19 protein-coding genes and 1 pseudogene are annotated in these 25411 nt (G+C 57.4%); 4 read left to right on the top strand and 16 right to left on the bottom strand.

What is annotated here, in order from left to right:
* Positions 1 to 90 precede the first annotated feature (90 nt).
* On the top strand, positions 91 to 2700 hold the full coding sequence (mprF, locus tag ACR0ER_RS01655; protein WP_480767439.1) for a bifunctional lysylphosphatidylglycerol flippase/synthetase MprF: 2610 nt from the start codon (positions 91 to 93) through the stop codon (positions 2698 to 2700).
* Between the two features lie 3 nt (positions 2701 to 2703).
* Here the strand turns inward: mprF and ACR0ER_RS01650 are convergent, their stop codons facing one another.
* The 6 genes from ACR0ER_RS01650 to ACR0ER_RS01625 form a co-directional block, all read right to left on the bottom strand.
* The gene (locus tag ACR0ER_RS01650) at positions 2704 to 4266 is read right to left on the bottom strand and encodes an efflux transporter outer membrane subunit (protein ID WP_480767438.1); all 1563 of its coding nucleotides are present in this window, start codon (positions 4264 to 4266) and stop codon (positions 2704 to 2706) included.
* Between the two features lie 11 nt (positions 4267 to 4277).
* Positions 4278 to 5423 carry an HlyD family secretion protein gene (locus ACR0ER_RS01645; protein ID WP_170331245.1) on the bottom strand — a complete coding sequence of 382 codons (1146 nt, stop codon included), beginning with the start codon at positions 5421 to 5423 and terminating at the stop codon, positions 4278 to 4280.
* Between the two features lie 21 nt (positions 5424 to 5444).
* Positions 5445 to 5807: a DUF3302 domain-containing protein gene (locus tag ACR0ER_RS01640; protein WP_480767437.1), complete on the bottom strand. Its 363-nt coding sequence runs from the start codon at positions 5805 to 5807 to the stop codon at positions 5445 to 5447.
* 35 nt (positions 5808 to 5842) lie between these two features.
* A complete protein-coding gene (locus ACR0ER_RS01635; RefSeq protein ID WP_480767436.1) occupies positions 5843 to 6406 on the bottom strand; it encodes a disulfide bond formation protein B in 564 nt (187 codons plus the stop codon).
* Positions 6407 to 6416: 10 nt separating this feature from the next.
* Complete coding sequence (locus ACR0ER_RS01630) at positions 6417 to 6572, bottom strand: DUF5993 family protein (protein WP_170331252.1); 156 nt, start codon at positions 6570 to 6572, stop codon at positions 6417 to 6419.
* 114 nt (positions 6573 to 6686) lie between these two features.
* A complete protein-coding gene (locus ACR0ER_RS01625) occupies positions 6687 to 7448 on the bottom strand; it encodes a DeoR/GlpR family DNA-binding transcription regulator (RefSeq protein WP_480767435.1) in 762 nt (253 codons plus the stop codon).
* 188 nt (positions 7449 to 7636) lie between these two features.
* On the opposite strand from ACR0ER_RS01625, the gene glpD reads away from it, so the two are divergent.
* On the top strand, positions 7637 to 9226 hold the full coding sequence (glpD, locus tag ACR0ER_RS01620) for a glycerol-3-phosphate dehydrogenase (RefSeq protein WP_480767434.1): 1590 nt from the start codon (positions 7637 to 7639) through the stop codon (positions 9224 to 9226).
* Positions 9227 to 10510: 1284 nt separating this feature from the next.
* Positions 10511 to 10835 (top strand): annotated as a pseudogene (locus tag ACR0ER_RS01615) (hypothetical protein); the annotation flags it as partial.
* Positions 10836 to 10973: 138 nt separating this feature from the next.
* Here ACR0ER_RS01615 and ACR0ER_RS01610 read toward each other — a convergent pair.
* The 3 genes from ACR0ER_RS01610 to metG all read right to left on the bottom strand — a co-directional run bounded on the left by ACR0ER_RS01610 (position 10974) and on the right by metG (position 17263).
* Positions 10974 to 14111, bottom strand: coding sequence for an efflux RND transporter permease subunit (locus ACR0ER_RS01610; protein WP_480767433.1), 3138 nt, complete (start codon positions 14109 to 14111; stop codon positions 10974 to 10976).
* 3 nt (positions 14112 to 14114) lie between these two features.
* Entirely contained in the window at positions 14115 to 15275 is a 1161-nt protein-coding gene (locus tag ACR0ER_RS01605) for an efflux RND transporter periplasmic adaptor subunit (protein ID WP_480767432.1), read from the bottom strand.
* 269 nt (positions 15276 to 15544) lie between these two features.
* Positions 15545 to 17263, bottom strand: a complete 1719-nt coding sequence (gene metG, locus ACR0ER_RS01600; RefSeq protein ID WP_480767431.1) for a methionine--tRNA ligase — start codon at positions 17261 to 17263, stop codon at positions 15545 to 15547.
* Positions 17264 to 17438: 175 nt separating this feature from the next.
* Here metG and ACR0ER_RS01595 point away from each other — a divergent pair, with 175 nt between their 5' ends.
* Complete coding sequence (locus ACR0ER_RS01595) at positions 17439 to 18374, top strand: hypothetical protein (RefSeq protein WP_480767430.1); 936 nt, start codon at positions 17439 to 17441, stop codon at positions 18372 to 18374.
* An 11-nt stretch (positions 18375 to 18385) separates the two neighbouring features.
* On the opposite strand, the gene ACR0ER_RS01590 is transcribed toward ACR0ER_RS01595, so the two are convergent.
* The 7 genes from ACR0ER_RS01590 to ACR0ER_RS01560 form a co-directional block, all read right to left on the bottom strand.
* Complete coding sequence (locus ACR0ER_RS01590) at positions 18386 to 19606, bottom strand: MFS transporter (protein ID WP_480767429.1); 1221 nt, start codon at positions 19604 to 19606, stop codon at positions 18386 to 18388.
* A gap of 70 nt (positions 19607 to 19676) precedes the next feature.
* Complete coding sequence (locus ACR0ER_RS01585) at positions 19677 to 20273, bottom strand: YceI family protein (RefSeq protein WP_480767428.1); 597 nt, start codon at positions 20271 to 20273, stop codon at positions 19677 to 19679.
* Complete coding sequence (locus ACR0ER_RS01580; protein WP_480767427.1) at positions 20270 to 21484, bottom strand: MFS transporter; 1215 nt, start codon at positions 21482 to 21484, stop codon at positions 20270 to 20272. The genes ACR0ER_RS01585 and ACR0ER_RS01580 overlap by 4 nt, the downstream gene beginning before the upstream one ends.
* 64 nt (positions 21485 to 21548) lie before the next feature.
* The gene (locus ACR0ER_RS01575) at positions 21549 to 22169 is read right to left on the bottom strand and encodes an ImuA family protein (protein ID WP_480767426.1); all 621 of its coding nucleotides are present in this window, start codon (positions 22167 to 22169) and stop codon (positions 21549 to 21551) included.
* 59 nt (positions 22170 to 22228) lie between these two features.
* Positions 22229 to 22810, bottom strand: coding sequence for a retropepsin-like aspartic protease family protein (locus ACR0ER_RS01570; protein ID WP_480767425.1), 582 nt, complete (start codon positions 22808 to 22810; stop codon positions 22229 to 22231).
* 41 nt (positions 22811 to 22851) lie between these two features.
* Positions 22852 to 23472, bottom strand: coding sequence for a MarC family protein (locus ACR0ER_RS01565; protein WP_170331276.1), 621 nt, complete (start codon positions 23470 to 23472; stop codon positions 22852 to 22854).
* On the bottom strand, positions 23469 to 25322 hold the full coding sequence (locus tag ACR0ER_RS01560; RefSeq protein WP_480767424.1) for an ABC-F family ATP-binding cassette domain-containing protein: 1854 nt from the start codon (positions 25320 to 25322) through the stop codon (positions 23469 to 23471). Before ACR0ER_RS01560 ends, ACR0ER_RS01565 begins: the two co-directional genes overlap by 4 nt.
* Positions 25323 to 25411: the final 89 nt, after the last annotated feature.

Here is a 25411-nt window from a genome sequence, read left to right as displayed (position 1 = left end):
CTTTGAGGTTCAAGGAAAATGTGCAAGAGTTTCCTCGCGCGATCCATCCGCGCGCGGGATCATTGCAGAACCTCAGAGCAGGGAAATACCATGACCACGCAAGAGACAGACAAAGAGCTTTGGGCTGTACGCTTGGCCGAGCGGGTCACCGGGTTTCTCGAAAAACCTCTGGTCAGGATTGCTGTGCCAATTTTGGTCACCCTGATCGCGCTGGTGGTACTGCATGAGCTGTCTCACCACGTGAAATGGGGGGATGTGCAGACGGATGTGGCGAATACGTCGTGGACGCTGATGTTCGTTGCGTTCTGCTGGACCTGTTTCAGCTTTCTGTCCCTGTCCATGTACGACGTGTTCGCCGTGCAGAGCGTGGCGGATGGAGAGGTGCCATTGCCGGTCGCAGGGATGGCAGGAGCCAGCGGATATGCCGTGTCCAACTGCCTCGGGTTTTCCTACATCACCGGTACGGCCATCCGGTACCGCATCTATGCCTCGCTTGGGCTGGACCTGAGCCGGGTAGCGGGTGTTATTGCGACCTCGTGGATCGCGTTCTGGTCAGGGCTGGTTCTGTTGCTGGGCATACTGCTGACCCTACATCCAGACGGGATATCCAACGTTCTGCCCATCAGTGATACAACAGAAACTGTAATCGGTCTTTGCCTGTTGGCAGCGCTTGTGGCCCTGTTTCTGTGGCTCGCTAAAGGAGGGAGAAGGCTGGCCTATGGCGGGTTAGGGTTCAACCTGCCCGGCGGCAAGCTGGCTGGCTTGCTGACTCTTGCCGCGATCGGGGATCTGTTTGGCGCCTCGATGGTGCTCTATACACTGATGCCCGATGACCTTGGGGTCGGTTATCCCTATTTCTTCACGATCTACATCGGAGCGATTGCAGTTGGCATCGTCAGCCATGCCCCGGGCGGGATCGGTGCGTTTGAGGCGACGTTGATCGCTGGACTGGGTGCTTCGGGCCGGTCGGACGTGATCGCGGCTTTGTTGTTGTATCGGTTGGTCTACACTTTCCTGCCGTTCGTTATCGCCAGCCTGTCGATTTCGGTGGCTTCGGCACTGACGCATCGGCATCACATCAGCGGCGCGGCCACTTGGGTCTATCGTGCGATCCGACCGATTGTTCCAATGGTGGCCGCGGGTGTGACCGCTGTCGCGGGGATCATCCTGCTGGTCTCGGGCGCCTTGCCGACGGGTACGCAGAAGCTTGGAATGCTGCGGGATTTCCTGCCGCTGTCGTTTGTCGAGGCCTCGCATCTGGCAGGCAGCGCGGTTGGCGTGCTGTTGATCCTTGTGTCGCGGGGGTTGTTCCGCAAGCTCTATCGCGCGTGGATCGTCGCGATGCTGCTGATGGTGGCCGGTTTCGTCGCCTCACTGACCAAGGGGTTGGATACGCATGAAGCCATCGGCATGTTGGCTTCAATCGCTGTACTTGCCACATTCCGTGGGGCCTTCTATCGCGTTAGCGGCGCGTCGATCTTTCGCCTGAACATCCCGTGGCTGGTCAGTGTCTTCGCCTTGCTGGCGGTCATCTTCTGGATCGGTCTGTTCGCCTATTCCCACGTCGAATATCAAAACGCTCTGTGGTGGGAGTTCGCGTGGAACGGCGATGCCTCGCGCTTTTTGCGGTCGAGCCTTGTGGTGGCGGTGATCCTGGGTGTCGTGGCCGTGAATTCGCTGTTCGGGCGGGAAATTCCGCAATTGGAGCGAACTGAGATTCCGCCTGCGGTCGAGCGTCTTGCGTTGGAAAGCGAAGATACCGAGGCTCAGATTTCGCTGACGGGTGACAAGCAATTCCTGATTGCACCGGATGAAAGCGCGTTTCTAGCCTATGCAGATACCGGCAACGCGCTGATCACCAAGGGAGAGCCAGTTGGGGAGGAAAAGGCCGGACAGCAACTGATTTGGCAACTGCGCGAAATGGCGGACCGCGAAGGTAAGCTGTGCGCATTTTACAGCGTGTCTACAAAGTACCTGCCGACTTTTCTCGACCTTGGCCTGTCGATCTTGAAAATCGGTGAAGTTGCACGTGTGCCGCTGAAAGACTTCTCGTTGGACGGCAAGTCTCGCAAGCGGTTCCGGCAGGCAAAGAACAGGGCGGAACGCGAAGGCTATGTGTTTGAGGTCATTCCGAAAGAGGAACTGGCCCCGGTCTTGCCCGAACTGCGCAAGATTTCAGATGACTGGCTTCAACAAAAAGCGGGTGAGGAGAAGGGGTTTGCCCTCGGCGGGTTTGACGAGAAGTACCTGTCTTACTTCGACCATGCCGTGCTGAGGAAAGGCGACACAGGCCAGATCGTCGCCTTTGCCAATCTGTTCCAGGGCGGTCACAAATCCGAACTGTCACTGGACCTGATGCGGTATGAGCCGGACGGATCGAACTTCATTATGGACGCTTTGTTTGCCGAGATGATGTCGTGGGGCGCAGAGCAGGGGTTCCACTGGTTTTCGTTGGGCGCCGCGCCATTTTCAGGGATCGAAAACCGGCAACTGGCCTCATTTTGGAACCGTGTTGGCGGGTTTGTCTATGAGCATGGAGAGCAATTTTATCACTTCGAAGGGCTGCGGTCGTTCAAGCAGAAATTCGATCCGGAGTGGAGCCCGAATTATCTGGCCAGCCCTGGTGGCTTGGCCGCGCCACGTATCCTCTACGAAGTGAATATCCTGATCTCCGGCGGGTTGCGCGGGCTGACGAAATAGCCCTCAGTTCAGGCTGGCGCGGGTCGGAGTTTCCTGCAGCAGATCGCCCCAGTCGGTTCGATAGGCCATCTCGGCCAGAACGGTTTCGGGGAGGAATTCCTGATTTTGGCGGATTTGCCAGCCACCGCCCAGACCTTTGTAAACCGCCACCAGATTACTGGACACCTGCTGCCGCGCCTCAATCAGATTGGCCTGCGACCGCAGTAGCGCGGTCTGTGTGTTCAGGATCCGGGAATAGTCGGCGATGCCGTCGCGATACTGATCCACCGCGATCTCGGCTGCTTTGCGAGATGCTGCTACGCTATTTTCATAAAACCCGACCTGTTTGCGCGACTGGGCATAGGCGACCATCGCGCTTTCGACCTCGGAATAGGCAGTCAGGACGGTGTTCTGATAATTCGCGATCAGCGCCTGATAAGCCGCGTCCTGCGCACGAACGTTGTTCTTGATCCGCCCATAGTTCAGCACGTTCCAGACCACTCCGGCATTGGCCAGCCCGGTGGAACTGGCCGAGGAAAACAAGTCCCGCCCGCCTGAGGCTTGAAGGCCGATGGACCCCGAAAGAATGAATTGCGGATAGAGATCGGCCATCGCAATTCCGACCTGAGCTGATTGCGTGGCCGCTGCCAACTCGGCCGCGCGAACATCCGGGCGACGGCGCAACAATTCGGCCGGAACACCAACGGCCGCGTTGGAGCGAGCCGAAGGGATGCGCCCCGAATTGCCCAACAGGCTGGTCAAACGGGAGGGCGGTTGCCCCAGCAAAACGGCCAGCGCATTTTTGGCTTGCTGAATGTCGCTTTCAATCTCGGGCACCAAAGCCTTGGTGTTGTTCAGCAGAGCGGCGGATTCCTGCACGTCCAACTCGGTCGTCACGCCGTTGTTGAAACGTAGTTCGGTCAGGTCGGCGGAGTCTTGTTGCAGACGGATGTTCTCTCGCGCAACGGCCAGAGACTCCTGCAAGGCACGGATGTTCACATAAAGCGCGGCCACATCCCCGGTCAGGGTCACCAACGCGTCGTCGTAATTCGCCACTTGAAGGGCCAGATTGGACCGTGCCGCCTGAACGCCGCGGCGTTGCTGGCCCCATACGTCCAACTCCCACTGCGCATCGAACCCAACTTGCGAGGTCGAAAATTCGGTATCCAGAGGAATGATCCGGTTGATATCTGAAATCGGCCCCAGGTTTTCACTGATCTGCCGCCGCTCAATCGACGCTCCGATGGCCTGCGATTGCGGATACAATTCTCCGAATGCGATCCCAAGCTGCGCGCGGGCTTGCAGAACACGGGCTCCGGCCACCTGCAGGTCAAGGTTCTGGGCATAGGCCTCAGCGATCAGTTTGTTCAGGGTGGGGTCGTTGAACGTCTCCCACCATTTTACCACCGGCGCGCTGCGCGAGGTCAGGCCGCTGGGGCCGGTGCTGGGGCTGTTAACCTCGATCCATTCCTTCACGACCGGAGAGTTCGGGCGCACGAAATCGGGGCCGACCGGCGCGCAACTCACCAGCAGTGCTGCGCTCAGGGCGGTGCCCATCAGTCTGCGGTATAGTCTGGACCGGGTCATGTCATGCGTCCTTAGATATCCAGTGGCCGGATAAAGTTGGCGAAGGAGTAAAGGCGGATATTGATACGCCGCAGGAACTCAAAACTTTTGCCCTGTCCGGTGTAAATCGCCACCGCCCCGTGCCCACCGGCAGGGAAAGTGTGACCATCCGGAATATCGACCGAGATCTGCACCGCAATGCGCCCCGGCAGCTTAGGCAGTTCAAAGCCGGGTAGACGGCCCGAGGGCAGGTACTGACCTTGACGGGTTGCCCACCAGATCGCCTCGACCTTGCCGGTCAGGATTTCACCGGGATAGAGATCAAGTGCGACCTCAACGGGTTGACCAACTTCGACGAATTTCAGGTTCTGCTGGCGATAGGTGGCCAGAATGTAGGGGTTGTCTTTGGTGACGAAACTGGCGATTGCCCCGAGGCGAATGTCACCCACGACCAAACCCGGACGCGCCTGCTGTGACACGATCATGCCATCTTCAGGCGCGTAAATCGTTGTGTTATCGAGAAAGTACTGGGCTTTCTCCAACTGCGCCTGAGCCTGCAGGATGCCCGTGTTCACCCCGTCAATCTGAGAATCCAACGCCAATTGCGCCTTTTCCAGATTGGCCTCGGCTTCCTTGATTTGCGCCTGATCCTCAGTGACTTGTTCGTTCCATCGATCCAGTTCGTCCTGACGCGCGCCACCTGCGGGTACAAGATTTTCATAACGGGCCTGTTGCGTTAGCGCGTAGGCCAGTTGAGCGTTTGCGCGTTCAACATTCTCGGCCGCAACGATCACATCCTGTTCCAGAATCTTGGCGTTCTGTTCGGCTGCGACCAACTGCGCGGTGGCCTCTTCAACCTCCAGCGAGAACACGGTGTCGTCAAAGCGATAAAGAGGATCACCTTTCTTGACCTCGATATTCGGTTCGACCAGCACCTCGGTCAGAATGGTCGGTTCAGTTAGGCGTGGTACGATCTGAATGGTCGAGCGGACAACGTGACTGTCAACCGAGAAGGGCTGAAAGAACCGCAGCGCAACCAAAAACACCAGTAACAGGTGTGCGCCGATCCAAAAGGTGACGATCCCCCAAGTGATGTTGAATTTCAGCCATCGGACCTTGAAGAAAATGAACCAGACGAAAATGATGTAGAACAGCGTAATGCCGAGGGCGACGAACATAGTCTGAAAATTCCTTTGGCCTTAGCTCTTCTGGGTTTCGTCCGGGTCCAGCGGGTCTCGGTATTCCTCGTTCACTTTTCCGCCCAATCGCTTGATTTCTTTTCGAATAGCATCTTTTTCATCGTCCGGAGTACGGCGAATATCGACCGTGACGCCATCATGGAACGCCCACATGAAGGCATGAACCCAAGGGACAACGGCCAGAAATCCCATCCAGCCCATGATCTTTACGGCTTCGGCATGGGGATGGTTGCGCTTGATCGCAATCCGTCCCGGTAGCCCCATAAGGAACAGAAATAACGCCATCACCGCCGCAAGCAGTAAGATCAGTGCCACGAATGTCAGATAGTCGTAATAGCCAAGCGGCTGTCCCAGTAATCCCATGCTCGTGCCTCCTTATTGGGAAGGTTGCCCCATCCTCAGCCGTTGCCACCCACTTCGTCAATCAATTTGTAGCTTGTGGGTGGGTCCGCGCAGATTCCCGGCCCGCATTCGATCAAAGTTGAGACTGCATTCAGCGCCGCTAAGCCAAGCATGATTAAAAACGCGGTTTTTGCCAGTGTGCTACCGCCAAAGCGAGGCTTGAGCTCGCTGTCATATTGGCGGTCAAACATCAGCATGACCGCAGTGCCCAGCAGGATCAGGAAGAAGCAGATCGCGGCCCAGGTGTAGTAGTGCAACCCCAGAACGGGCGAGCCGTAATGCCCGGTGCCCGGCACGATATGCAGCAGGATCTGGCGCACCGCGACACTCCCGCCAAACAGCGCCGCTAGTAACATGATGGCATAGTGTTGAGGGCGCGCGCCGTACAGCAGATTCAGGCCAAGCCCTACGCCGACTGCTACAAAACCGACACGCTGTAACAGACAAAGAGGGCAGGGCAATTCATAGAGTTTCAACTGATAGACATAGGCCAGCAACAGCACGAGGCTGACGGCCAGCATGCCGATCGCATTCAGAGTGCGAGAGAGTTCGGGTGTCATTACGGCTCTCCTACAACTGGATTGTCAGTTGGCTGGTGGCGTGGAATTTCAGCCAATACACACTCAACGCCAGCGTGAAAAAGAACAGCACATTGGCGGCTGTCGTGCGATTGAAATAGTTCAGCCCCATGGTGGCTGTAAGTAACGCAAATAAAAGCGCTATCATGGCCCGGATCTCCCCTCCCGTGCGACGATTGCAATACTAGTGAGTGTGTCAGGCGATGACCCATCTGGCAAGAACCAGTGTCCGGGATTCACCTTTAGTGAGAATTACTTAACGTCAACCGCATAGCTTTACCTGCGTCTGCCATTCCTTGCATTTGCGGGCCAGATCGTTTTGCAAGGCCTGGTCGGTATAGAACACGTCGACCTCTGACAGTGAGGCAATTCGCGCCGGCGCGCTGCGCTGGAATTTGGACTGATCGGCCACAAGGCAGGTCTTGCGCGCCTGCGCGATGATGGTCTGGCTGACCCGCACTTCCTGAAAGTCGAAATCCAGAAGGTCCCCCTGAGCATCTAGAGCCGAACACCCAATAATCGCATAGTCGAATTTGAACTGTTCGATGGTTGCGATTGTCAGGTTACCGATCAGCCCTCCGTCCGAGCGGCGCAACACACCACCGGCTACAACGATCTGACAATTTGGATTGTCGACCAGGATGTTTGCGACGTTCATGTTGTTGGTCACCACCATCAGATCCTTGTGGTCCAGCAATTGCCGGGCAACGGCCTCGGTCGAGGTGCCGATGTTCAGGAACACGGACGCCCCGTCCGGGATATCCTGCGCGCAGTGTTGGGCTATACGCGCCTTGGTGTCGGCGTTCAGGGAGCGACGGTCTTCGTACCCGATGTTCGAAACGCCTGAACGCAGGACCGCCCCGCCATGCACACGGTCCAGTTTCCCCATATCGGCTAATTCCGACAGGTCACGGCGAATGGTCTGAACTGTGACCTCGAACCTCGCGGCCAGATCCTCGACCATCACGCGGCCGTCCTGTCTGGCGATGTTCAAGATGTCTGACTGGCGAAAAGATAAGGACACGTTTGGCTCCGAATTGGGTTAGTTCGTTTTTGTTCTGTTTTCCGAATTTCTCAACAGAAGAACCTCTAAGGAACCAAATATTGGCACGCATTGTGACAAAACGAACAAAAACGAAAACAAACATTGACGAAACGAGGGCCTCTAAGGTTAATGAGCGCGCGTTTCCACCAATGGGGAATCATCCGGATATGAAACAGGCACAGGATCAGGTCTCTGATCTTTTCATCATCGGCGGCGGCATCAACGGGTGCGGCATCGCACGCGACGCGGCGGGGCGTGGGCTGTCGGTGACATTGGCTGAGATGAACGATCTGGCTTCGGCGACGTCTTCGGCCTCGACCAAGCTTTTTCACGGCGGATTGAGGTATCTGGAGTATTTTGAGTTTCGCCTTGTGCGCGAGGCGCTGATCGAACGCGAAACCCTGTTGCGCGCAATGCCACATATCAGTTGGCCGATGCGGTTTGTGCTGCCGTATCACGAGGATATGCGGTTTGACTCAGAAACCCCGACCTCGCGCCTGCTGAGCACAGTCATGCCCTGGATGAAGGGGCGTCGTCCGGCGTGGCTGATCCGGCTGGGACTGTTCATGTACGACCACTTGGGTGGGCGTAAAATCCTTCCGGGCACGGACTCACTGGATCTTAAAGCCGCACCCGAGGGGCGGCCACTGCAGGACAAGTTCGAAACGGCCTATGAGTATTCGGACTGCTGGATCGAAGATTCGCGTCTGGTCGTCCTCAACGCCCGCGATGCCGAGGCGCGCGGGGCACAGATCATGGTCCGTACCGAGGTCCTTTCTGCGGAACGTGTGAATGATCTGTGGGAAGTGACGATCCGGGATTGTGAAAGCGACGAGACGCGTGTCGTCCGGGCCAAGATGCTTATCAATGCCGGCGGACCGTGGGTCGGCGATATCATTCGGACAAAAATCCGCGTGAACTCTCGCGAAGGTGTCCGGCTGGTGCGCGGCAGCCACATCGTGACTCGCCGGTTGTTTGACCACGACAAGTGCTATTTCTTTCAGGGCGAGGATGGCCGCATCATCTTTGCCATTCCGTATGAGCGAGACTTCACCCTGATCGGCACCACGGATCAGGATCATTCGAACCCATCCGAACCTCCGGTCTGTACTGAAGCGGAACAGGAGTATCTGTGCGCCTTTGCCACGAAGTACTTCAAAGATCCAATCACTCGCGACGATATCATTTGGACTTATTCCGGCGTTCGTCCTCTGTACGATGACGGCGCCAGTAGTGCGACTGCGGCCACGCGGGATTATACACTGAAAGTGGACGCGCAGGGCGGGGCGCCTGTGTTGAACGTCTTTGGCGGAAAGATCACGACGTACCGGCGATTGGCAGAGAGTGCCCTGGAAAAAGTAGCGGAGTATTTCCCGGACCTGCCAGGCCCCTGGACTGCGGGCGTTGCCTTGCCCGGCGGAGATTTCCCTGTTGATGGCGTACAGGATCTTGTGGCTGGGCTTGAAGCCGATTTTGGGTTTTTGAATCGTGCCTGGGCTGAACGCCTTGTCCGGGCTTATGGTACCGAAGCCCGTGCTCTTCTCGGAAATGCTGAAACCTTCGAGGACTTAGGCGAAGATTTTGGGGCAACTCTGACCGCTCGGGAACTGGAGTGGTTGATGGACAAGGAATACGCGCGCAAGGCCGAAGATGTTGTCTGGCGCCGGAATAAGTTGGGCCTCCGGTTGAGCGAACAACAGGTTGACCGAATCCAGGAGTGGATGTCGCAGCGTAGCTCCCAATCTGCCGCCGCGTAGAAATAGTTCTAACGATCTGTGAAGCCTGTGAGCCTCAGTGCTATGTTTAGATGCAGGCGGTTTTCCTCAAGATGAACAACTCTGGTAGCAGTAAAACAGTGCTGCGAATTTCCGCGCAAGCACTCGCTAGTTCATTTGCTGTGCATATCGGTATTGAACAAGTGTTTCGGTCGCTGTGACCAGGTGTCTTGCCTGTTGTGACAGAATTTCGCGTTTGCTGTCTCAAACCGCCCATACTGCATAAATGAAAGACAAGTGTTGTGCAGAATTGGCGACTGTACAGGAGGAGTTAGCAGCCAGCGTAACAAAGTGATTGGAACCTGACACTGTTCAGCCGGACCCTATTTCAGATGGCCGAAATCAATGCGTTTGCGGCCTCGACGAATCCGGCCACAGCCACTGCGCTTGCAAGCAAGATGCAACAAATTTCCAACACGCTGAACTTCATTTTGACCCCTATCAAAACGGTACTTAGGGCGTAGAGCAAATTTTGTTGATCGCAAAGGGGGGCTATGTTTACGTAGCGGAAACCTGCTGCACCGGCGGCGTGTATTTGCTCAGGCATTGATCCAAGGTTCACGTTGCGGGCTGGGCCCCTGATGTTGAACCTCAACCAATACAGACAAACTGGTTTGCGACATGGCCCAATCAGGGTGCGGTTTTTACTGTTTCGGGCGTTGGGTGCGGGTCGCTGTTGGCAAGTACATTGGTGATAAGCCCGGTTTTTTTCGCGTGAGTGGCTTACTGACTGAGTGTTTGAAACTCTATTCCCTTTTTTACCACGGCAACCTACACCATGATCGGCTTGTTCTGATTGGATAACTCAAAGAAATAAAGCGGCATTCCGCTTGCGGCAGCCAGCGGCGATCAAACAACCTATTCGCCGCAACCGAAAAGGTCTGCAGGTGTGTTGGGCGCGGGTCTCGCTCAAGGGCTTGTTGATGCTGAGCATATGTCTGGGCTGGAGGTGACGACACCTACTGGTTCAGGGACGCATTGGTATTTTACTAGATGCGCGCTTGACGTTCTGTTCGCAAGGTGCGTTGAATACCTGTTCCGGAGTGAAACCCAAGGTCTCCTATCAATTGACCGACGGTTTTGTCCTGAGAAATAGCCACCTGCCGAAGAGTACCAAAGCTGGTGTCACTTTCGGGCTGATTCTGTTGAACAACTCTTGCCTGATTGAGGAGTAGGTCGCTGATTCAATTCCTCTAACAGGTTGAATGACTTACGATGCTGGAGCCAGGGTACGAAGTACAAGCGGCTTTGTTATTTGAGTTCTTGCTGGCTCTGAAGCGCAAGCTCCTCCCTTTCATCCCTGTCTTCGACAAGGGAGAACAGTCTGATGGAACCTTCTCACGATCCGACCTCGCATGGGATGATGAGAACGCCCGGTATATCTGTCCCGAGGGGAAGGAGATGCGGCACACTTGGCGCACGTACTCTGATCCAAAGCGTAACGCCCCAAGTTGGATATCGCACAAATATCTGACCCGGCTCCGACCACGCGGACCATGCGGTGTTCAAGACGAGTTCACTCTCGCCGCTACCGCCCAAAAACCTCCGCAAATTAGCAAAGCTCAAGCTGACCATGCCTGCAACAGGCTGAAGCGGCAGGCAAGACCTCGACATCCAAAGAAGATCAGGGCGACAACTCAGGCAATCGCGTTGAAATGACAGAGCTTTTTAACGGAAACAGCCCGAAAGACCGCAAAGTTAGAGCTGTTCTTTTAGGGTTCCCCTTGTTTTATGCCGTTTCCTCAGAGGGCTCGGGATCGTTCTTAGTACCTTTGATCCATTCCCTGAGGCTTTGCATCAGCGCGTAAAGAACCGGTACCAGAATAACCCCGACCAATGTGGCCGCCAGCATGCCGCCAAACACGGCAACACCAATGGCTTTTTGGCTGGCGGCACCTGCGCCACTCGCAGCCAACAAAGGTACAACACCCAATAGGAAGGACAGAGCGGTCATCATCACGGCGCGGAAACGCTGGAATGCGGCCTCGGCGGCGGCATCTTTGATCGACAGGCCATTGGCCCGCTGTTCCATTGCGAATTCAACGATGAGAATGCCGTTCTTCGACGCTAGGCCCACAAGCATGATCATCCCGATCTGCGTGTAGAGGTTGATGTCACTGCCCACGATGGCCACGGCGGCCACCGCCCCGAAAAGGGCGACAATCACCGATAGCAGGATCGAAACCGGCATCGTCCAGCTTTCGTATTGCCCGACTAGGAATAGATATCCGAACAGGATGGCCAGACCCAGAATGACGATCACCAAGCTGCCAGAGGCAAGTTGTTGCTGCGCTGTCCCGGTCCATTCAAACGCATACCCGGGGGGTAGGGCAGTGGCCGATTCCTCGGTCATTACGTTGATCGCATCGCCGGTGGAAAGTCCCGGAGCTGGAACCGCGGTCACGGTCGCAGAGCGGAACAGGTTGTGACGTTTCAGCAGGACCGGACCCAGCACGTTCTCAACATCAATGAGCGTACCCAGAGGAACCATCTCACCCTTTTGCGAACGGACATAGAGGTTCGAGATATCCTCGACATTGTCCCGATAGGTGCCGTCAGCCTGAATCATAACGCGATAAACGCGGCCGAACAGGTTGAAGTCGTTCACGTAGTAGGACCCCAATTGCGCCTGCATAGTCTGGAACACTTCGGCCACGGACACTTGCAGCGTCTTGGCTTTTTCCCGATCCAGATCAACAAACAGCTGCGGCACGTTTGCGCGGAAGGTCGTGTAGGCCTGACCAATCTCGGGTCGCTGGTTGGCCGCATAGACAAACGACCCAACTGCCGAGGCCAGATCCTGCGGCGTGCCGCCCCCGGTTTGCTGGACCTCCATTTCAACGCCGGCCGACATGCCAAGACCCTGAATGGGCGGTGGGTTGAAAGCCACGATTGAAGCGGCGGACTCACCGTTTGCGATCGCCAGAACTTTGGCCAGAATGGCGTCGGCGCTCAGGTCTTCGTCCTGTCGTTCATCCCAGTTGGTGAGGTTCACAAAGATGGCTGCACCGTTGGTGGTGGTTCCGTTCAGCAATGAGAAACCGTTGACCAAAACGGTGCTGGCGACACCGGGGATTTCACGTATTTGATCATCCAGGCGAGCCGAGACGGTTTCCGTTCGCTCCAATGTCGCGGCGTCCGGCAACTGAATGTCAACGAAGAGATAGCCGTTGTCTTCCAGCGGGATAAAGCCGCTGGACGTGTTGGACATGATCGTACCGGTTCCCATCGCAAGCGCAACGATGACACCAAGGGCAATCACCGGCATGATCAGCAGCTTGCGAACGATCGCGACATAGCCGCCGCGCACGGTTCCGATGAAGCCTTCAAACAAGGCCAACAGCCCCTTGGGCGGACCGGACCGCGCTTTCAGCACCAATCCGCAAAGCGCAGGCGACAAGGTCAGCGCGTTGATCGAAGAGATCACAACGGCGGTCGAGATTGTCACGGCGAACTGTGAATAAAGTCGCCCTGAAATACCCGGCATAAAGGTCACGGGTACGAAAACGGCCAGCAAAACCAGCGTGGTTGCAATCACCGGTCCGGTGATTTGCCCCATTGCCTTTCGGGTCGCCTCAGCAGGCGGCAGCCCTTCTTCAGCGATGATCCGTTCAACGTTTTCGACCACGACGATGGCGTCATCCACCACGATCCCGATGGCAAGAACCAGCGCGAACAGAGAGATCGTGTTCAGTGACATACCGAATGCCAGCAAAAAGGCGAAGGTGCCGATTAGTGACACGGGGATCGCGACGGCGGGAATGATCGTGGCCCGCCAACTACCCAGAAACACGAACACGACCGAGATCACAAGAATGAACGTCAGGATCAGGGTTGAAACCACGTCGCTCAGAGATTGCTCCACAAAATCAGTGGTGTTGAACGGCACCTGATATTCCACATCCGTTGGGAAGGATCGGGACAGTCGATCAAGCTCGGCCTGTACCCTTTCTGACACGGCCAGAGCGTTGGCCCCAGGGGCCTGATAGATGCCAATAACAGTCGCTGGAACTGCCTGAAAATAACCCGAGGCTGAATAGAACTGCGCTCCCAATTCGACCCGCGCGATATCTTTAACCCGAACGATCGAACCGGCGTCACCAGTTCGGATGACAATTTCACCGAACTCTGCGGCTGAGGTCAGTCGCCCTTTGGTCTTAATCGTGTACTGAAATGTCTGCCCCTCTGGTACCGGAGGAGAGCCAATGGACCCGGCTGAGACTTCGACGTTCTGCTCGCGGATTGCGCTGATTACGTCGCCCGGAGTGATGGACAATGCGGCCATCTTGTCCGGATCCATCCAGATCCGCATGGCGTATTCCAGATTGGTCAGAACGTCGGCCCGGCCCACGCCCTGAACACGCGCCAGCGCGTCTTTGAGGTTGATCGAGGCATAGTTCGACAGAAACACACTGTCATAGGTACCGTTGGGCGAGGTCAGAGTGACCAGCAACAGCATGTTGGTCGACGCTTTCTGTGTGACCACGCCCGAAGAGGTCACCTCGGTTGGCAACGACGACATCGCCTGTGCCACGCGGTTTTGTACGTTGACCGACGCGATGTCGGGGTCGGTTCCCACCTCAAAAGTGATGTTTAGAGAATAAGAACCATTATCCGAAGACGTGGACGTCATGTAGATCATGTCGTCCACACCGTTCACCTGTGCCTCAATCGGCGCAGCAACGGTGTTTTCCACGGTTTCGGCATTGGCACCGGTATAGGTCGTGGTCACACTGACCACCGGCGGCGTGATGTCAGGGAATTGGGCGACCGGCAAAACCAGATAGCCAATCATGCCCATGATGGTCAGGACCAGCGAAATGACAAGCGCCAGCTTTGGCCGGCTGATGAACAGGGCAGAGAACATCGGTTACTCTCCCGGCTGCTCAGAGGCCACGACCGCATCCACGGCCACACCCGGACGAACCCTTTGCAGGCCCTCGACGATTACACTTTCACCTTCGCGCAAACCATCTTTGACGATGATTGCCGATTCAACGGTATCGCCTGTGGTGATATAGCGTTGTTCAACCATTTGCTTGTCATTCACGACCAAAACAAATTCGCCTCGCTGGTCACGTTGTAGCGCGGCTTGAGGGATCAGGACCTCAAGAGTTGGTTCCAAAGCCTCGATCTGAACACTCAGGAACTGACCGTCGACAATCAAACGGTTCGTATTCTCGAACTCCGCTCGAACGGTAATTGCACCAGTCAGAGGGTCGATACGGTTGTCGACGAAAACGATCTCACCTGTTTCGTCCAGGTTCGTACCGTTGGGCAGCGTCAAGTGAACATTTGGACTTTTGCTGCTTTCTGCCAGTGAGGCTGCGCTCTCGCCATATTGCTCAAGAACTGTGGTGAATTGTTTTTCGTTCAGCGAAAAATTCACATAGATCGGCGCTTCGCTGACCAGATTTACCAACGGTGGATTTGTCGGCCCGACCACGTCGCCAACACTTGTGGCGACGCGACCGATACGACCCGAGAAGGGGGCGTGAATTTTTGTGTAGCTCAGGTCCAATTCAGCTTGTTGGATTGCGGCTTGGGCAGATTTCACTTCGGCCTCGGCGACCAGTTCATTGGCACGGGCGATGTCCCGTTCGGACTCGGGCGTGGCGTCGCGTCTGTAAAGCTCTTCCTTCCGGGCCAATTCCACCTTGGCGAGTTCCAGATTAGCTTCAGCGCGGTCCAAGTCTGCCTTGCGGGCTTGTAGGGTTGCTTCGTAAAGATCGGGCTCGATAGTGAACAACAAGTCGTCTTTGTTCACGAGCGAACCGTCTGCTACTTCCTGGCTTTCAAGAAACCCGTTCACCCTGGCGACGATGTCAACTTTGTCGATAGCTTCGGCGCGACCGATGAAAACGGCTTCTTCAGTTATTTCCTGTGTATAGGCCGCAGCAATGGATACTTTCGGCGGTGGGGCGTCGCTTTGATCCTGCGCAAGCGCAGCATGTGCCATGCCCACACAGACCACAGCAGCAAGGGCCGGTCCGTGAAGACGGAATTTCAAGTTCTTTAATGCAAGGGACATGGCGGGTGCCTCGTTAAAACTTCGGTTTTTTGCGCCAGGAAGGATAGGCCAGCCCGACGAGTCGACTGAATTCCCGGTCAGGATGGCCGTTTTGCGCGTATATCTCAAGCTTCTTGAATACGATTTAAATCTGCGTGTTTGCAGAATTTTTCGCGACCTCAGTACGGCTTACGTCGACCTTTTCGCGAATACGTATCTAAAACGTGACCAATGAAACAAAAATGGGGGCCGAAATGGCCCCCATTCTTTAGTCAGCAGTGTGCAACGGATCAGTCGCGGGTTCCAGCAAAGCGGGTTTGCCAGTCTTCGCGCTGCTCGTCCGTTATTTTTGCAAACAGGACGTCTGGTACGGTGAATTCGTGACCGGCGGGCAGGGCGCTCAGCGCGGCTTCGACGTCATCGGGCCAACTTGTGTCCAGCGTGTTCATCGCACTTAGCATCTTGGCCGAGGTCTCGGGGATGAACGGGGCGCTAAGCACGGCGTAGAGCCGGATCAGGTTCAGGCCCAGGCGCACCTGTGCTGCGGCCTGTTCCGGGTCTTCCTTGAAGGTAGACCACGGGGCTGCGGCCTGCAAATATTCGTTGCCCGCCACCCAGATCGCCCGCAGTTCCTGCGCGGATTTACGGACCTCCATCGCCTCCATATGCCCTTCATAGGCACGGACACGGTTGGTGAGTTCGTCGATCAGCGCCTGTTCACGTTCGCCATAGCTGCCGCCTTCGGGCACGGCTTCGGAGAATTTCGAACGGCAGAACTTGGTAATCCGGCTGACGAAGTTGCCCAGAACGTCCGCAAGGTCCTTATTCACGGATTGCTGGAAGTTCTCCCAGTTAAACTCACTGTCGCTGCTTTCGGGCGCGTGGCTCAGCAACCACCAGCGCCAGTAATCGGCTGGCAGAATCTCGAGCGCCTGATCCATGAACACGCCACGACCCTGAGATGTCGAGAACTGGCCGCCGTCATAATTCAGGTAGTTAAACGATTTCAGGTGATCGACCATTTTCCATGGCTCGCCTGATCCCAGAATGGTGGCCGGGAAGGACAGAGTATGGAAGGGCACGTTGTCCTTGCCCATAAACTGCACGTAACGCACGTCTTCGGCACCTTTATCGGTGCGCCACCAGCGTTCCCAATCCGCGTCGGTCTTGCCGTTCGCGTCCGCCCATTCCTTGGCACAGGCGATGTATTCGATCGGCGCGTCAAACCAGACGTAGAAGACCTTGCCTTCCATACCCGGCCAGTCCTGATCACCTTTCTTGACCGGTACGCCCCAGTCCAGATCACGGGTGATGCCGCGATCCTGCAGGCCGTCGCCATCATGCAGCCACTTCTTCGCAATCGAAGTGGTCAGGATCGGCCAGTCTGTCTTGCTGTCGATCCACGCGTCCAGCTGATCCTTCATTGCGGATTGGCGCAGATACAGGTGCTTGGTCTCACGCACCTCCAGATCGGTTGAGCCGGAGATGGCCGAGCGTGGCTCGATCAGGTCGGTTGGGTCCAACTGCTTGGTGCAGTTTTCACACTGGTCGCCGCGCGCGCGGTCATAGCCGCAATTGGGGCAGGTGCCCTCGATATAGCGGTCCGGTAGGAACCGGCCATCGGCGTTGGAATAGACCTGCTTTTCAGTGACTTCCCGGATCAATCCGGCGTCGTCCAGCTTGCCCGCGAAATGCTGGGTCAGCTTCTTGTTCTGGTCGCTGGACGAACGGCCAAAGTGATCAAAGCTCAGGCCAAAGCGATTGGCGATACCGGCCTGGATTTCATACATCTCGGCGCAGTATTCGGCCACGGGCTTGCCAGCCTTGGCTGCCGCCAACTCAGCCGGGGTACCGTGTTCGTCGGTGGCGCAGAGGAACATGACCTCATTCCCCCGGCCACGCTGATAGCGTGCGTACAAATCGGCAGGCAATTGCGAGCCGATCAGGTTGCCGAGGTGCTTGATCCCGTTGATGTAAGGGATCGCCGAGGTGATGAGAATCCGAGCCATTTTGCGTTTCCACGTATCTATCTGCGCGCCCGTCTATCTTATGTGACCGGCCAGCAAAAGCCCGGTTTCATCGATAAGCGTCCGAAAAGACGTATAAGTGCCTGCCCGACGTGGCCTTCGCGTGAGGGTGCCACTCTGTGTATGATGGGTGTGCAATTTGTTCACGGGGGATAAAATGAAGGTATTCATGGTTCATCGCCTGATGCAGGCGACCGCATTTCTCTTTTCATCCTTATTCTTAGCGCCGAGCGTTCAGGCAGACCAAGGCAACGCCATGGATGCGATTGACAGCTTTGACAAAGCGATGTTGTCAATCTTCCACCGTGGTCAGAAAGCTCTGACATCGCAGTCGCGGCCGGTCATGGTGATCGCCCGGGATGTTACGGTCCTGTCCGAGAACGGTCAGGTGTCGTTTCCGAGGGACGCGCCGAACTATCTGATTTTTAAGTCTACATCCCATGTGCTTTTGGGGATCATTGGCGCAGTTACTCCGTGGCCCGAAGAGGATGCCGATGGTGCAAGTTGGAAAAAGGACTTCGCGGCCATCACGCAGGAAATCGACACACTGATGCCGTGGATAGAACAGCTCGACCTGCCAAAAGAGGAGATTGCGCGGCAACGACAGATGCTTGAGGTCGCGCAAACCTTTACAAGTACGGCGGTCCAGCGCGGGACCCTAACGCGGCAGGATGTGTCAACCGTGATTAATGATATGCGCCCGGTCTGGGCAGCCAACATGCGCGAAGCCGCAAGGGCCGAACTTGCCTCGTTACACAAGGCTGTGTCTGACGCGCGTGCAGCAGTCAGCAAAGAAGAATGGGACGAAATGTATGTCGTCCACCATGGTGGGTCCAATGTTGCAGGGGTCAACGTAGTCGAACTTTATCTGGAGCGCGTGATGCCACAGAAAGTTGCGGCGGGTCAGGTTATGTTCGCCGAACATGCGCATAGCAACGAGGCGATGGCCGATTTCGTTGGCTATGAGAAGATGCAACGTCTGGTCGGCGCTTGGGCTTTCGGGGATCCGGGGCGCATGGAAGTTGACCTGCTGGGATATGAAGCAGGCTCGCTATTGGATGAAATGATCCCGTCTTCGCCGCCTTCGGAGTAACGCTCGGGGTTCTATTCCTCTCGCGACCGTTTCAGCAATCGCCCGATGGTGAAAGAGGTGCGCGGCGCATAAACATAGTTGGTCCGTTCGTCCGGTGTCGGGCGCGAACGCATCCGAGCCACGCCGAACACGATCAGAGCCAGATGCCCCACAGCCACAAACGCAAACAGGGCACCCGGTCCGAATTGTTGGATCAAAGTGGATGAGACGTAGGGCGAGGCGATTGCCCCCAACGCGTACCAGAACATCAGAGCTGCCGATAGTTCGACCCGCTGCTCTGTCGTGGCAAAGTCGTTGGCGTGGGCTGATGACACCGAAAAGATCGGAAAGGTTGTAAGGCCGAAGATGCCAGCTGCCAGCATCACGCCCAAAGTGCCCGTTCCACTGGCCGCCATAGTCACCCCGCAACTGAGCACGGCTGCGCCGGACAACCAGATCAGCACCCAACGCCGGTCGTATTTGTCGGCCAGCCAGCCCAGCGGGTATTGAGCCAAAGCCCCGCCGAGAACGAATGAGGCCAGAAAGAACGCGATCTGATCGACACCCAGACCGACCTCTTGCCCATAGACCGGACCGACCATGCGGAACGAGGCCGAGCTAAGCGCTGCGACGATCACGCCCGCCACCGCCAGAGGAGAGCTGCGCCAAGCCAGCTTGGGCCGCAGTCGCGGGGCCTCCGGTGTGATCGGCTGACTAGCCCGGGTCAGCGTCAGAGGCAGCAACGCGGCGCAGCACAGGATCGCCAGCAGATTGTAAGACACGTAGGATGCAGGCGGCAGGATCGCGATGATCAGCTGCGCGCAAAGCGACGCGCCCATGTCGACGAACCGATAGGTCCCCATGGCGCGTCCGCGTGTTTCGTTGGTGACCTTGGCGTTCAGCCAGGCCTCGATCACGGTGTAGCACCCGGCGACACAGGTGCCCGAGGCAATTCTGAGCGCTGCCCAGATATAGGGATTGTCGGTCAGCGTGTGCCCGATCAACCCCATCGCGCCCAAGGCGGTGCAGACGGCAAAGGCGCGGGAATGGCCGACGCTGCCCATCAATCGCGGAGCCCACCAGCAACCAACAAAGAACCCGATGAAATGCGCCGAACCTAGCAGACCGATCTGTTCCGTCGTGAAGTTCAGCGTCAGGCCCGAGATGGCGTCCAGCGGTCCGACGCCGCCAGTAGAAAGCTGCAGCAGAATGACCGAAAGAAAAAGGGCGGCAAAGGAAATGATCGTGCGCATGATGGGCTCAGCTTTACTCGATATGCCGGTAATGCGCGCGTCTTATCGACTCTGTCACGTCGTTTTTTGGCTATACGGCCTTTTTGATCTCGGCCCGGATATCCAGCCCGACAGTGTCTTGCACCAAATCAGAAAAACCTGACGCGCCGAAGTCGTGACGGTTCAGCGCGCCGGTTAGACGAATAGAGAGCATGTCCAGATTGTCCGAGGCGCTGCCTGGCGGGCGATATAGGTCCGCTTGCAAAGCGATCGGTCGCGTCACACCGCGCAGGGTCAGATCACCGGTGATTTTCGCTCCGCGTGAAATTCGCCCAGCATCACCGAGTTCTACTTTGGTCGTCTCAAAGTGAATGATCGGATAGTTTGCGACATCCAGAACGCCTTCGCCCAACATTGCGCTCCGGGCAAAAGGCAGTCTGGTTCGGGCTTCGGCGGCGTTCAGGGTGACATTGACGCGGCTGTTGGTCAGGTCGCTCAGGTCGATCCGGATGTCGGCCGAGTGGATCGGCATGGTTCCGGATTGTGCAAGGCCGGACAGGTCGAAGGTAAAGTCAACGGATGTGCCCCTGGGTACCAGCATATAGGGGCTGAGACCCGCATAAGCCGGGTGGGCCAGGGGTAGCGCGGTCAGGCCAGCTAGCATGGTGCGCCGTGTCAGGTGAGTCATGCAACGGCCTCCTGTCTCCGGGGGCGCGAGCGGTTCAGCAGAACCAGCAGGATGGCGATGTTCAGGGCGTTCCATAGGATGCCGTTGATGAAGGCCAGTTGATAGTTGCCGGTCACGTCGTAAATCCAGCCGGACATCCAACCACCCAAGGCCATACCCATGATCGTCATCATCAGAACGAAACCCACGCGGGCACCGGCCTCTTGCGGGGGCATGTATTCGCGGACCACGAGGGCATAGCTGGGCACGATGCCGCCTTGCGCCAGCCCGAACAGCAGGCTGATGACATAAAGCGAGACCATCCCGTCATAGGGTAGGAACAGGAACAGGGCGATGCATTGCAAGACTGAGCCGATCAGAAGCGTCTTCACTCCGCCCAGCTTGTCGGCCACAAGGCCCGAGATAACCCGGCTGATCACTCCGCCCATCAGCATCAGAGACAACATCTCGGCCCCAACCGCCGGGCCGTAGCCCAGACCGACGCAATAAGACACGATATGAACCTGCGGCATCGACATTGCCACGCAGCAGCCGATCCCGGCCAGTCCCAGAATGTACTGCAGCGCACGCGGCGATATCCCGACGCTGCGGGCGTTGATCCGGGCCGTGGCAGCGGCGGTGCTGTGCGCTTCGACCGGGACCTGACGGCGCAGCAGAAGGGACAGGGGTATGACGACCGCCAAGGTTATGACCGCCAGCGTCAGATAGACCTGTTGCCAGCCTTCACGGGCCAGAATGCCAGACAGCAGGATGGGCCAGATTGCTCCGGACAGGTAGTTGCCACTGGCCACCAACGCGACGGCAATCCCGCGCCTGCGCACGAACCAATGCGAGATATCGGCGATCAGAGGACCAAATCCGATCGATGTGCCCACACCTAACAAAAAATGCGCTGCGGACAGCAGGGCGATTGACGGTGCCATTGAGGCCAATAGGTAGCTGAGAGCACTCAGCATCGCCGCACCGGTCAGGGCCTTGGTGACACCCAGTTTATCCACCAGTTGCCCTAGCCACATGTTGCCGACGGCATACCCGATCATGGTCAGTGTGAAAGGCAGCGAGGCACTGGCCCGTCCGGCCCCGAACTCCGTCTCGACATCCGGCATGATCAGAATGACGGCCCAGATTCCAACATTCGCCACTGTGGCAATGGCGAGCGTGATCAGAAGGCGAAGCCAGGAGTACCGGCTGTCATGGATCGGATGGCTCATGTCTGAACGCTAGGGCCGGGGTCTGTTTTTGGCCAGTCACAAGTTTTGTGATCCTCGTGAGGTGTCACACCAAAACATCTTGCGCTCCGATCCGGGTCAGGTTCAGCCCAGCGCGCGGTTTGGTCTGGGTGGCTTGCCAACTGACCGGGGGCAGGGCGCGGGCGCGGCGGCGGGTCAGGGTCCAGCGGCGGGCCTCTCCCTGATGGTTCGCGGCCATATGCCAGCGGGTCTCAACCCCTTGCGCGCCGCCGTCACCGGGGGTCAGCAACAGACCCAGCGGAGCCCGCCCCATCGCGCCACCCTGTTCGGCGGCCAGATGCATGCGCCGCACTGGCGTCAGACCCGGCGCACCGGGCAGGTCGCCGATGATTAGCGGGATTGCCCCGCTGCGCAGCGCTTCTTCCATGCACCACAGCAGATCTTCGGCGCGGGTGGGGTGGACAAAGATGAACCGGGCGGGATCGGCAAAAGGCATCATCCCGTCGGGGTTCAGTTGGCCGTGTTCCCACGCAGGGGAAATCCACAGTACCGGTCCCTGCGCCTGACCCGCCAGCCACGTGGCAAAGCTGCGCCGGGCGGGGCCGCAGGCCTCGTGCACGCGGCCCAGTTGCAGGGTGATCTGCGGATGCAGGACCAGTCCCGGCGCCTCACGCGCGGGTTTGCGGCCAAGAAGGTTTGTAGACATGCCTGCAGTCTAGTGTGTTCCACTTTTGTTCTCAATAGGGGATTGCAATCGTGAACCCTTTACCGGGACAGGATCATACGGCCATCCGTGAACTGGATATTCGAGAAACGATGCAGGTAGTCCATGCCAAGCAGCGACTGACGTAAATCGCCTTCGTTGACCCAAGCCGCGACGCCGTGGTCAGTGATCGGACCCAACTCAAGACTGTCCAACCGGATGGGTGCGGTGCGCACCTCTCCGTTCGCGGTCGAAGCGCGGCCAAGGTAATTTAGTTGGTCGGGGTCAACGCCGATACGTCTGGCGTCCTGCTCGCTGAACACAATCTGGCTGGCACCGGTATCGACGAGGAAGGTGATCGGCTCTCCGTTCACCAAGACGGGTAGGTAATAGTGGCCGTCATAGGCGCGAGGCACTGCAATCGTCTCGCCGGTGACGGTCATCTGCGGGGCAGGACCCACGGTGGTGCGGATGTCCTCCCATAGGCCAACAACGGCGATGGCGCCGACGAAGATGAACACCCAGGCCATGGCCTGCTGCATGGTTTTGTTCAGCGACTGGCGGTTTTGCGAGATAAACCACGCAACAATAGCCGAGCCAAGCACGACCAGATAAACCAAACGTCCAATGCTGTCGCCGTCCATACCATTACCCTTACCGAATTTACTCTTAAGTATATGGGGATTTATGAGGCAAAACCAAAGGCCTTGAGGCCGTCCAATATAAACTGAACCGACAGTGCCGCCAGTAACATACCCAGCAGGCGGGTCAGCACGTTCAGGCCGGTCTTGCCCAGAATGCGTGCAATCAAGCCACCGGACAGGAAGAAGGTCAAAACGACTGCCATGACCGCCAACATGACGATGCAGGCTTCGACAATTCCCAGCACACCGGGGTGCTGACCAGCCAGCAGGATGATCGTTGCAATCGAACCCGGCCCGGCGATCAGCGGGATAGCCAAGGGGAACACCGAAGGGTCGGGATGTTCTTCTTCCTCGGCCCTGTCCTCGCGCCGTTTGGTGCGGCGTTCGAACAGCATGTCCAGAGCGGTAAGGAACAACAACGCACCACCGGCGACGCGGAAGGCGGGCATCGAGATGCCGACAAAGCCCAGAACGGCCTCGCCGAAGGCGGCGAAAGCGATAAGAATGAAAACGGCCGTCAAGCAACTTCGGATTGCCGTTTTGCGGCGGGTTTTGGCATCCATGTCCTGCGTCAGGGCCACGAAAATCGGCGTGGTGCCGAAGGGGTCGATCACTACGAACAGGGTGGTGAAGGCGGTGATGAAAAAGGCCAGATCCATCATGCGACGTTCTCGGCGTTTTCAAGACGTTCGGCGGCGGCGACCCACAGGGCCTCGGCTTTTTGCATGGCTTCGACGACCTCGGCGAATTTGCGGTTCCAGGATTCCAGATCGTTGATCTTGTCGTCCTCGTACAGCGCCGGGTCAGCCAGCTTGGCCGAGAGTTTGTCGTGCATATCCGTCAGTTTTTCGATCCGGTCCTCGCATTTGCGCAAATCGGCACGCAGGGCCAGCATCGCCTCACGCGAGGGGCGCTTGGGTTTGGCGATTTGCGGTTTCTCTTTGATGGGTTTTTCGCGGGCCAAAAGCATGGCGCGATAGGCCTCAAGGTCGCCGTCGAAGGGTTTGACCGTGCCATCCGACACCAGCCACAACCGGTCCGCGACCAGCGACAACAAATGCATATCGTGGCTGACCAGAACAACGGCACCGGAATAGGCGGTCAACGCCTCGACCAGCGCTTCGCGGCTTTCGATGTCCAGGTGGTTGGTCGGCTCATCAAGGATCAGCATATGCGGTGCGTCGATGGTGGCGATCAGCAGCGACAAACGCGCCTTCTGGCCACCAGACAGCCGCCCGACCAGCGTTTCCGCCTGATCCGCATTCAACCCAAATCCGGCCAGACGGGAACGCCACTTGCCCGGCGCTTCATCCGGGCGCAAGCGACGCAGGTGGTCCAAGGGTGTCTCGTCCACATGCAGCTCATCGACCTGATGTTGTGCAAAGTATCCGATGCGCAGCTTGTTGCTGCGGGTCATCTTGCCCGCCATTAGAGGTAGGCGGTCGGACAGAAGTTTGGAAAGGGTTGATTTACCCTGACCGTTCTTGCCCAGCAGAGCGATCCGATCGTCCTGATCAATGCGCAGGTTCAGACGGCGTAGAACCTCGATCTCACCATAACCGGTTACGCCGCCTTCGATCTGGATGATCGGTGGCGACAGTTCCTCCGGTTCAGGGAAAGAGAACGCGCGCAAGGCGGCCTCTTGCGGAGTTGAGACCAGCTGGATGCGTTCGATCATCTTCAGGCGCGACTGGGCTTGCACGGCCTTTGAGGCCTTGTAGCGGAAGCGGTCTACAAAACTCTGCAGATGTGCGATGCGGGCCTTGGCCTTGGCGTTCTCCGATTCTGCCTGCGCCAGACGTTCGGCGCGGCGTTCAGCGAATTTGTCATAAGGAACAGCGTAGTATGTGAGCTTGCGGTCTTCCAGATGCAGGATCGAGCTCACCGCGCGGTTTAGCAGCCCGCGGTCGTGGCTGATGATGATGACTGTATGCGGGTATTTGGCCAGATAGCTTTCCAGCCAAAGTGCGCCTTCAAGGTCCAGATAGTTGGTCGGTTCGTCCAGCAGCAGCAGGTCAGGCTGCGAAAACAGCACCGCCGCCAGTGCGACGCGCATCCGCCAGCCGCCCGAGAAATCCGAACAGGGGCGCAGTTGATCTTCGTCGTCGAAACCCAAACCTTTGAGGATCGAGGCCGCCCGCGCCTCGGCCGACCAGGCGTCGATATCGGCCAGACGGGTCTGGATATCTGCGATGCGCGCCGGGTCTTCGGCGCTGTCGGCTTCGGCCATCAGAGCGCTGCGCTCGGTATCGGCAGCCAGAACCGTGTTGATTAGAGAAACGTCGGACGAGGGCACCTCTTGCGCCACCCCGCCAATCCGCGCCCGTTTCGGCAGGACGATATTGCCTGATTCCAACGCCAATTCGCCCCGGATCAAACGGAACAGAGTAGTCTTACCGGTGCCATTCCGACCCACAAGACCAACCTTATGGCCGTCAGGAATGGTGGCGCTGGCGCCGTCAAACAGGGGGCGGCCTTCGACCGCATAGGTGATGTCTTCGATCCGTAGCATGAGCCGCTCATAACAGAGCATCCCAGACGCCGCCAGCGGCTTGGCATGTTCAATATGCGGCCAGTGTGCTAGCGCTAGTTCGATTGGTT

Source organism: Ruegeria sp. CH8 (assembly GCF_056536985.1).
This window is presented reverse-complemented; position numbering and strand designations above follow the sequence as displayed.

Bases quoted from the DNA above. Each gene is read 5' to 3' on its own strand.
- mprF (WP_480767439.1), top strand. From the start codon at position 91: ATGACCACGCAAGAGACAGACAAAGAGCTTTGGGCTGTACGCTTGGCC.
- ACR0ER_RS01650 (WP_480767438.1), bottom strand. From the start codon at position 4,266: ATGACCCGGTCCAGACTATACCGCAGACTGATGGGCACCGCCCTGAGC.
- ACR0ER_RS01645 (WP_170331245.1), bottom strand. From the start codon at position 5,423: ATGTTCGTCGCCCTCGGCATTACGCTGTTCTACATCATTTTCGTCTGG.
- ACR0ER_RS01640 (WP_480767437.1), bottom strand. From the start codon at position 5,807: ATGGGATTACTGGGACAGCCGCTTGGCTATTACGACTATCTGACATTC.
- ACR0ER_RS01635 (WP_480767436.1), bottom strand. From the start codon at position 6,406: ATGACACCCGAACTCTCTCGCACTCTGAATGCGATCGGCATGCTGGCC.
- ACR0ER_RS01630 (WP_170331252.1), bottom strand. From the start codon at position 6,572: ATGATAGCGCTTTTATTTGCGTTACTTACAGCCACCATGGGGCTGAAC.
- glpD (WP_480767434.1), top strand. From the start codon at position 7,637: ATGAAACAGGCACAGGATCAGGTCTCTGATCTTTTCATCATCGGCGGC.
- ACR0ER_RS01610 (WP_480767433.1), bottom strand. From the start codon at position 14,111: ATGTTCTCTGCCCTGTTCATCAGCCGGCCAAAGCTGGCGCTTGTCATT.
- ACR0ER_RS01605 (WP_480767432.1), bottom strand. From the start codon at position 15,275: ATGTCCCTTGCATTAAAGAACTTGAAATTCCGTCTTCACGGACCGGCC.
- metG (WP_480767431.1), bottom strand. From the start codon at position 17,263: ATGGCTCGGATTCTCATCACCTCGGCGATCCCTTACATCAACGGGATC.
- ACR0ER_RS01595 (WP_480767430.1), top strand. From the start codon at position 17,439: ATGAAGGTATTCATGGTTCATCGCCTGATGCAGGCGACCGCATTTCTC.
- ACR0ER_RS01590 (WP_480767429.1), bottom strand. From the start codon at position 19,606: ATGCGCACGATCATTTCCTTTGCCGCCCTTTTTCTTTCGGTCATTCTG.
- ACR0ER_RS01585 (WP_480767428.1), bottom strand. From the start codon at position 20,273: ATGACTCACCTGACACGGCGCACCATGCTAGCTGGCCTGACCGCGCTA.
- ACR0ER_RS01580 (WP_480767427.1), bottom strand. From the start codon at position 21,484: ATGAGCCATCCGATCCATGACAGCCGGTACTCCTGGCTTCGCCTTCTG.
- ACR0ER_RS01575 (WP_480767426.1), bottom strand. From the start codon at position 22,169: ATGTCTACAAACCTTCTTGGCCGCAAACCCGCGCGTGAGGCGCCGGGA.
- ACR0ER_RS01570 (WP_480767425.1), bottom strand. From the start codon at position 22,810: ATGGACGGCGACAGCATTGGACGTTTGGTTTATCTGGTCGTGCTTGGC.
- ACR0ER_RS01565 (WP_170331276.1), bottom strand. From the start codon at position 23,472: ATGATGGATCTGGCCTTTTTCATCACCGCCTTCACCACCCTGTTCGTA.
- ACR0ER_RS01560 (WP_480767424.1), bottom strand. From the start codon at position 25,322: ATGCTACGGATCGAAGACATCACCTATGCGGTCGAAGGCCGCCCCCTG.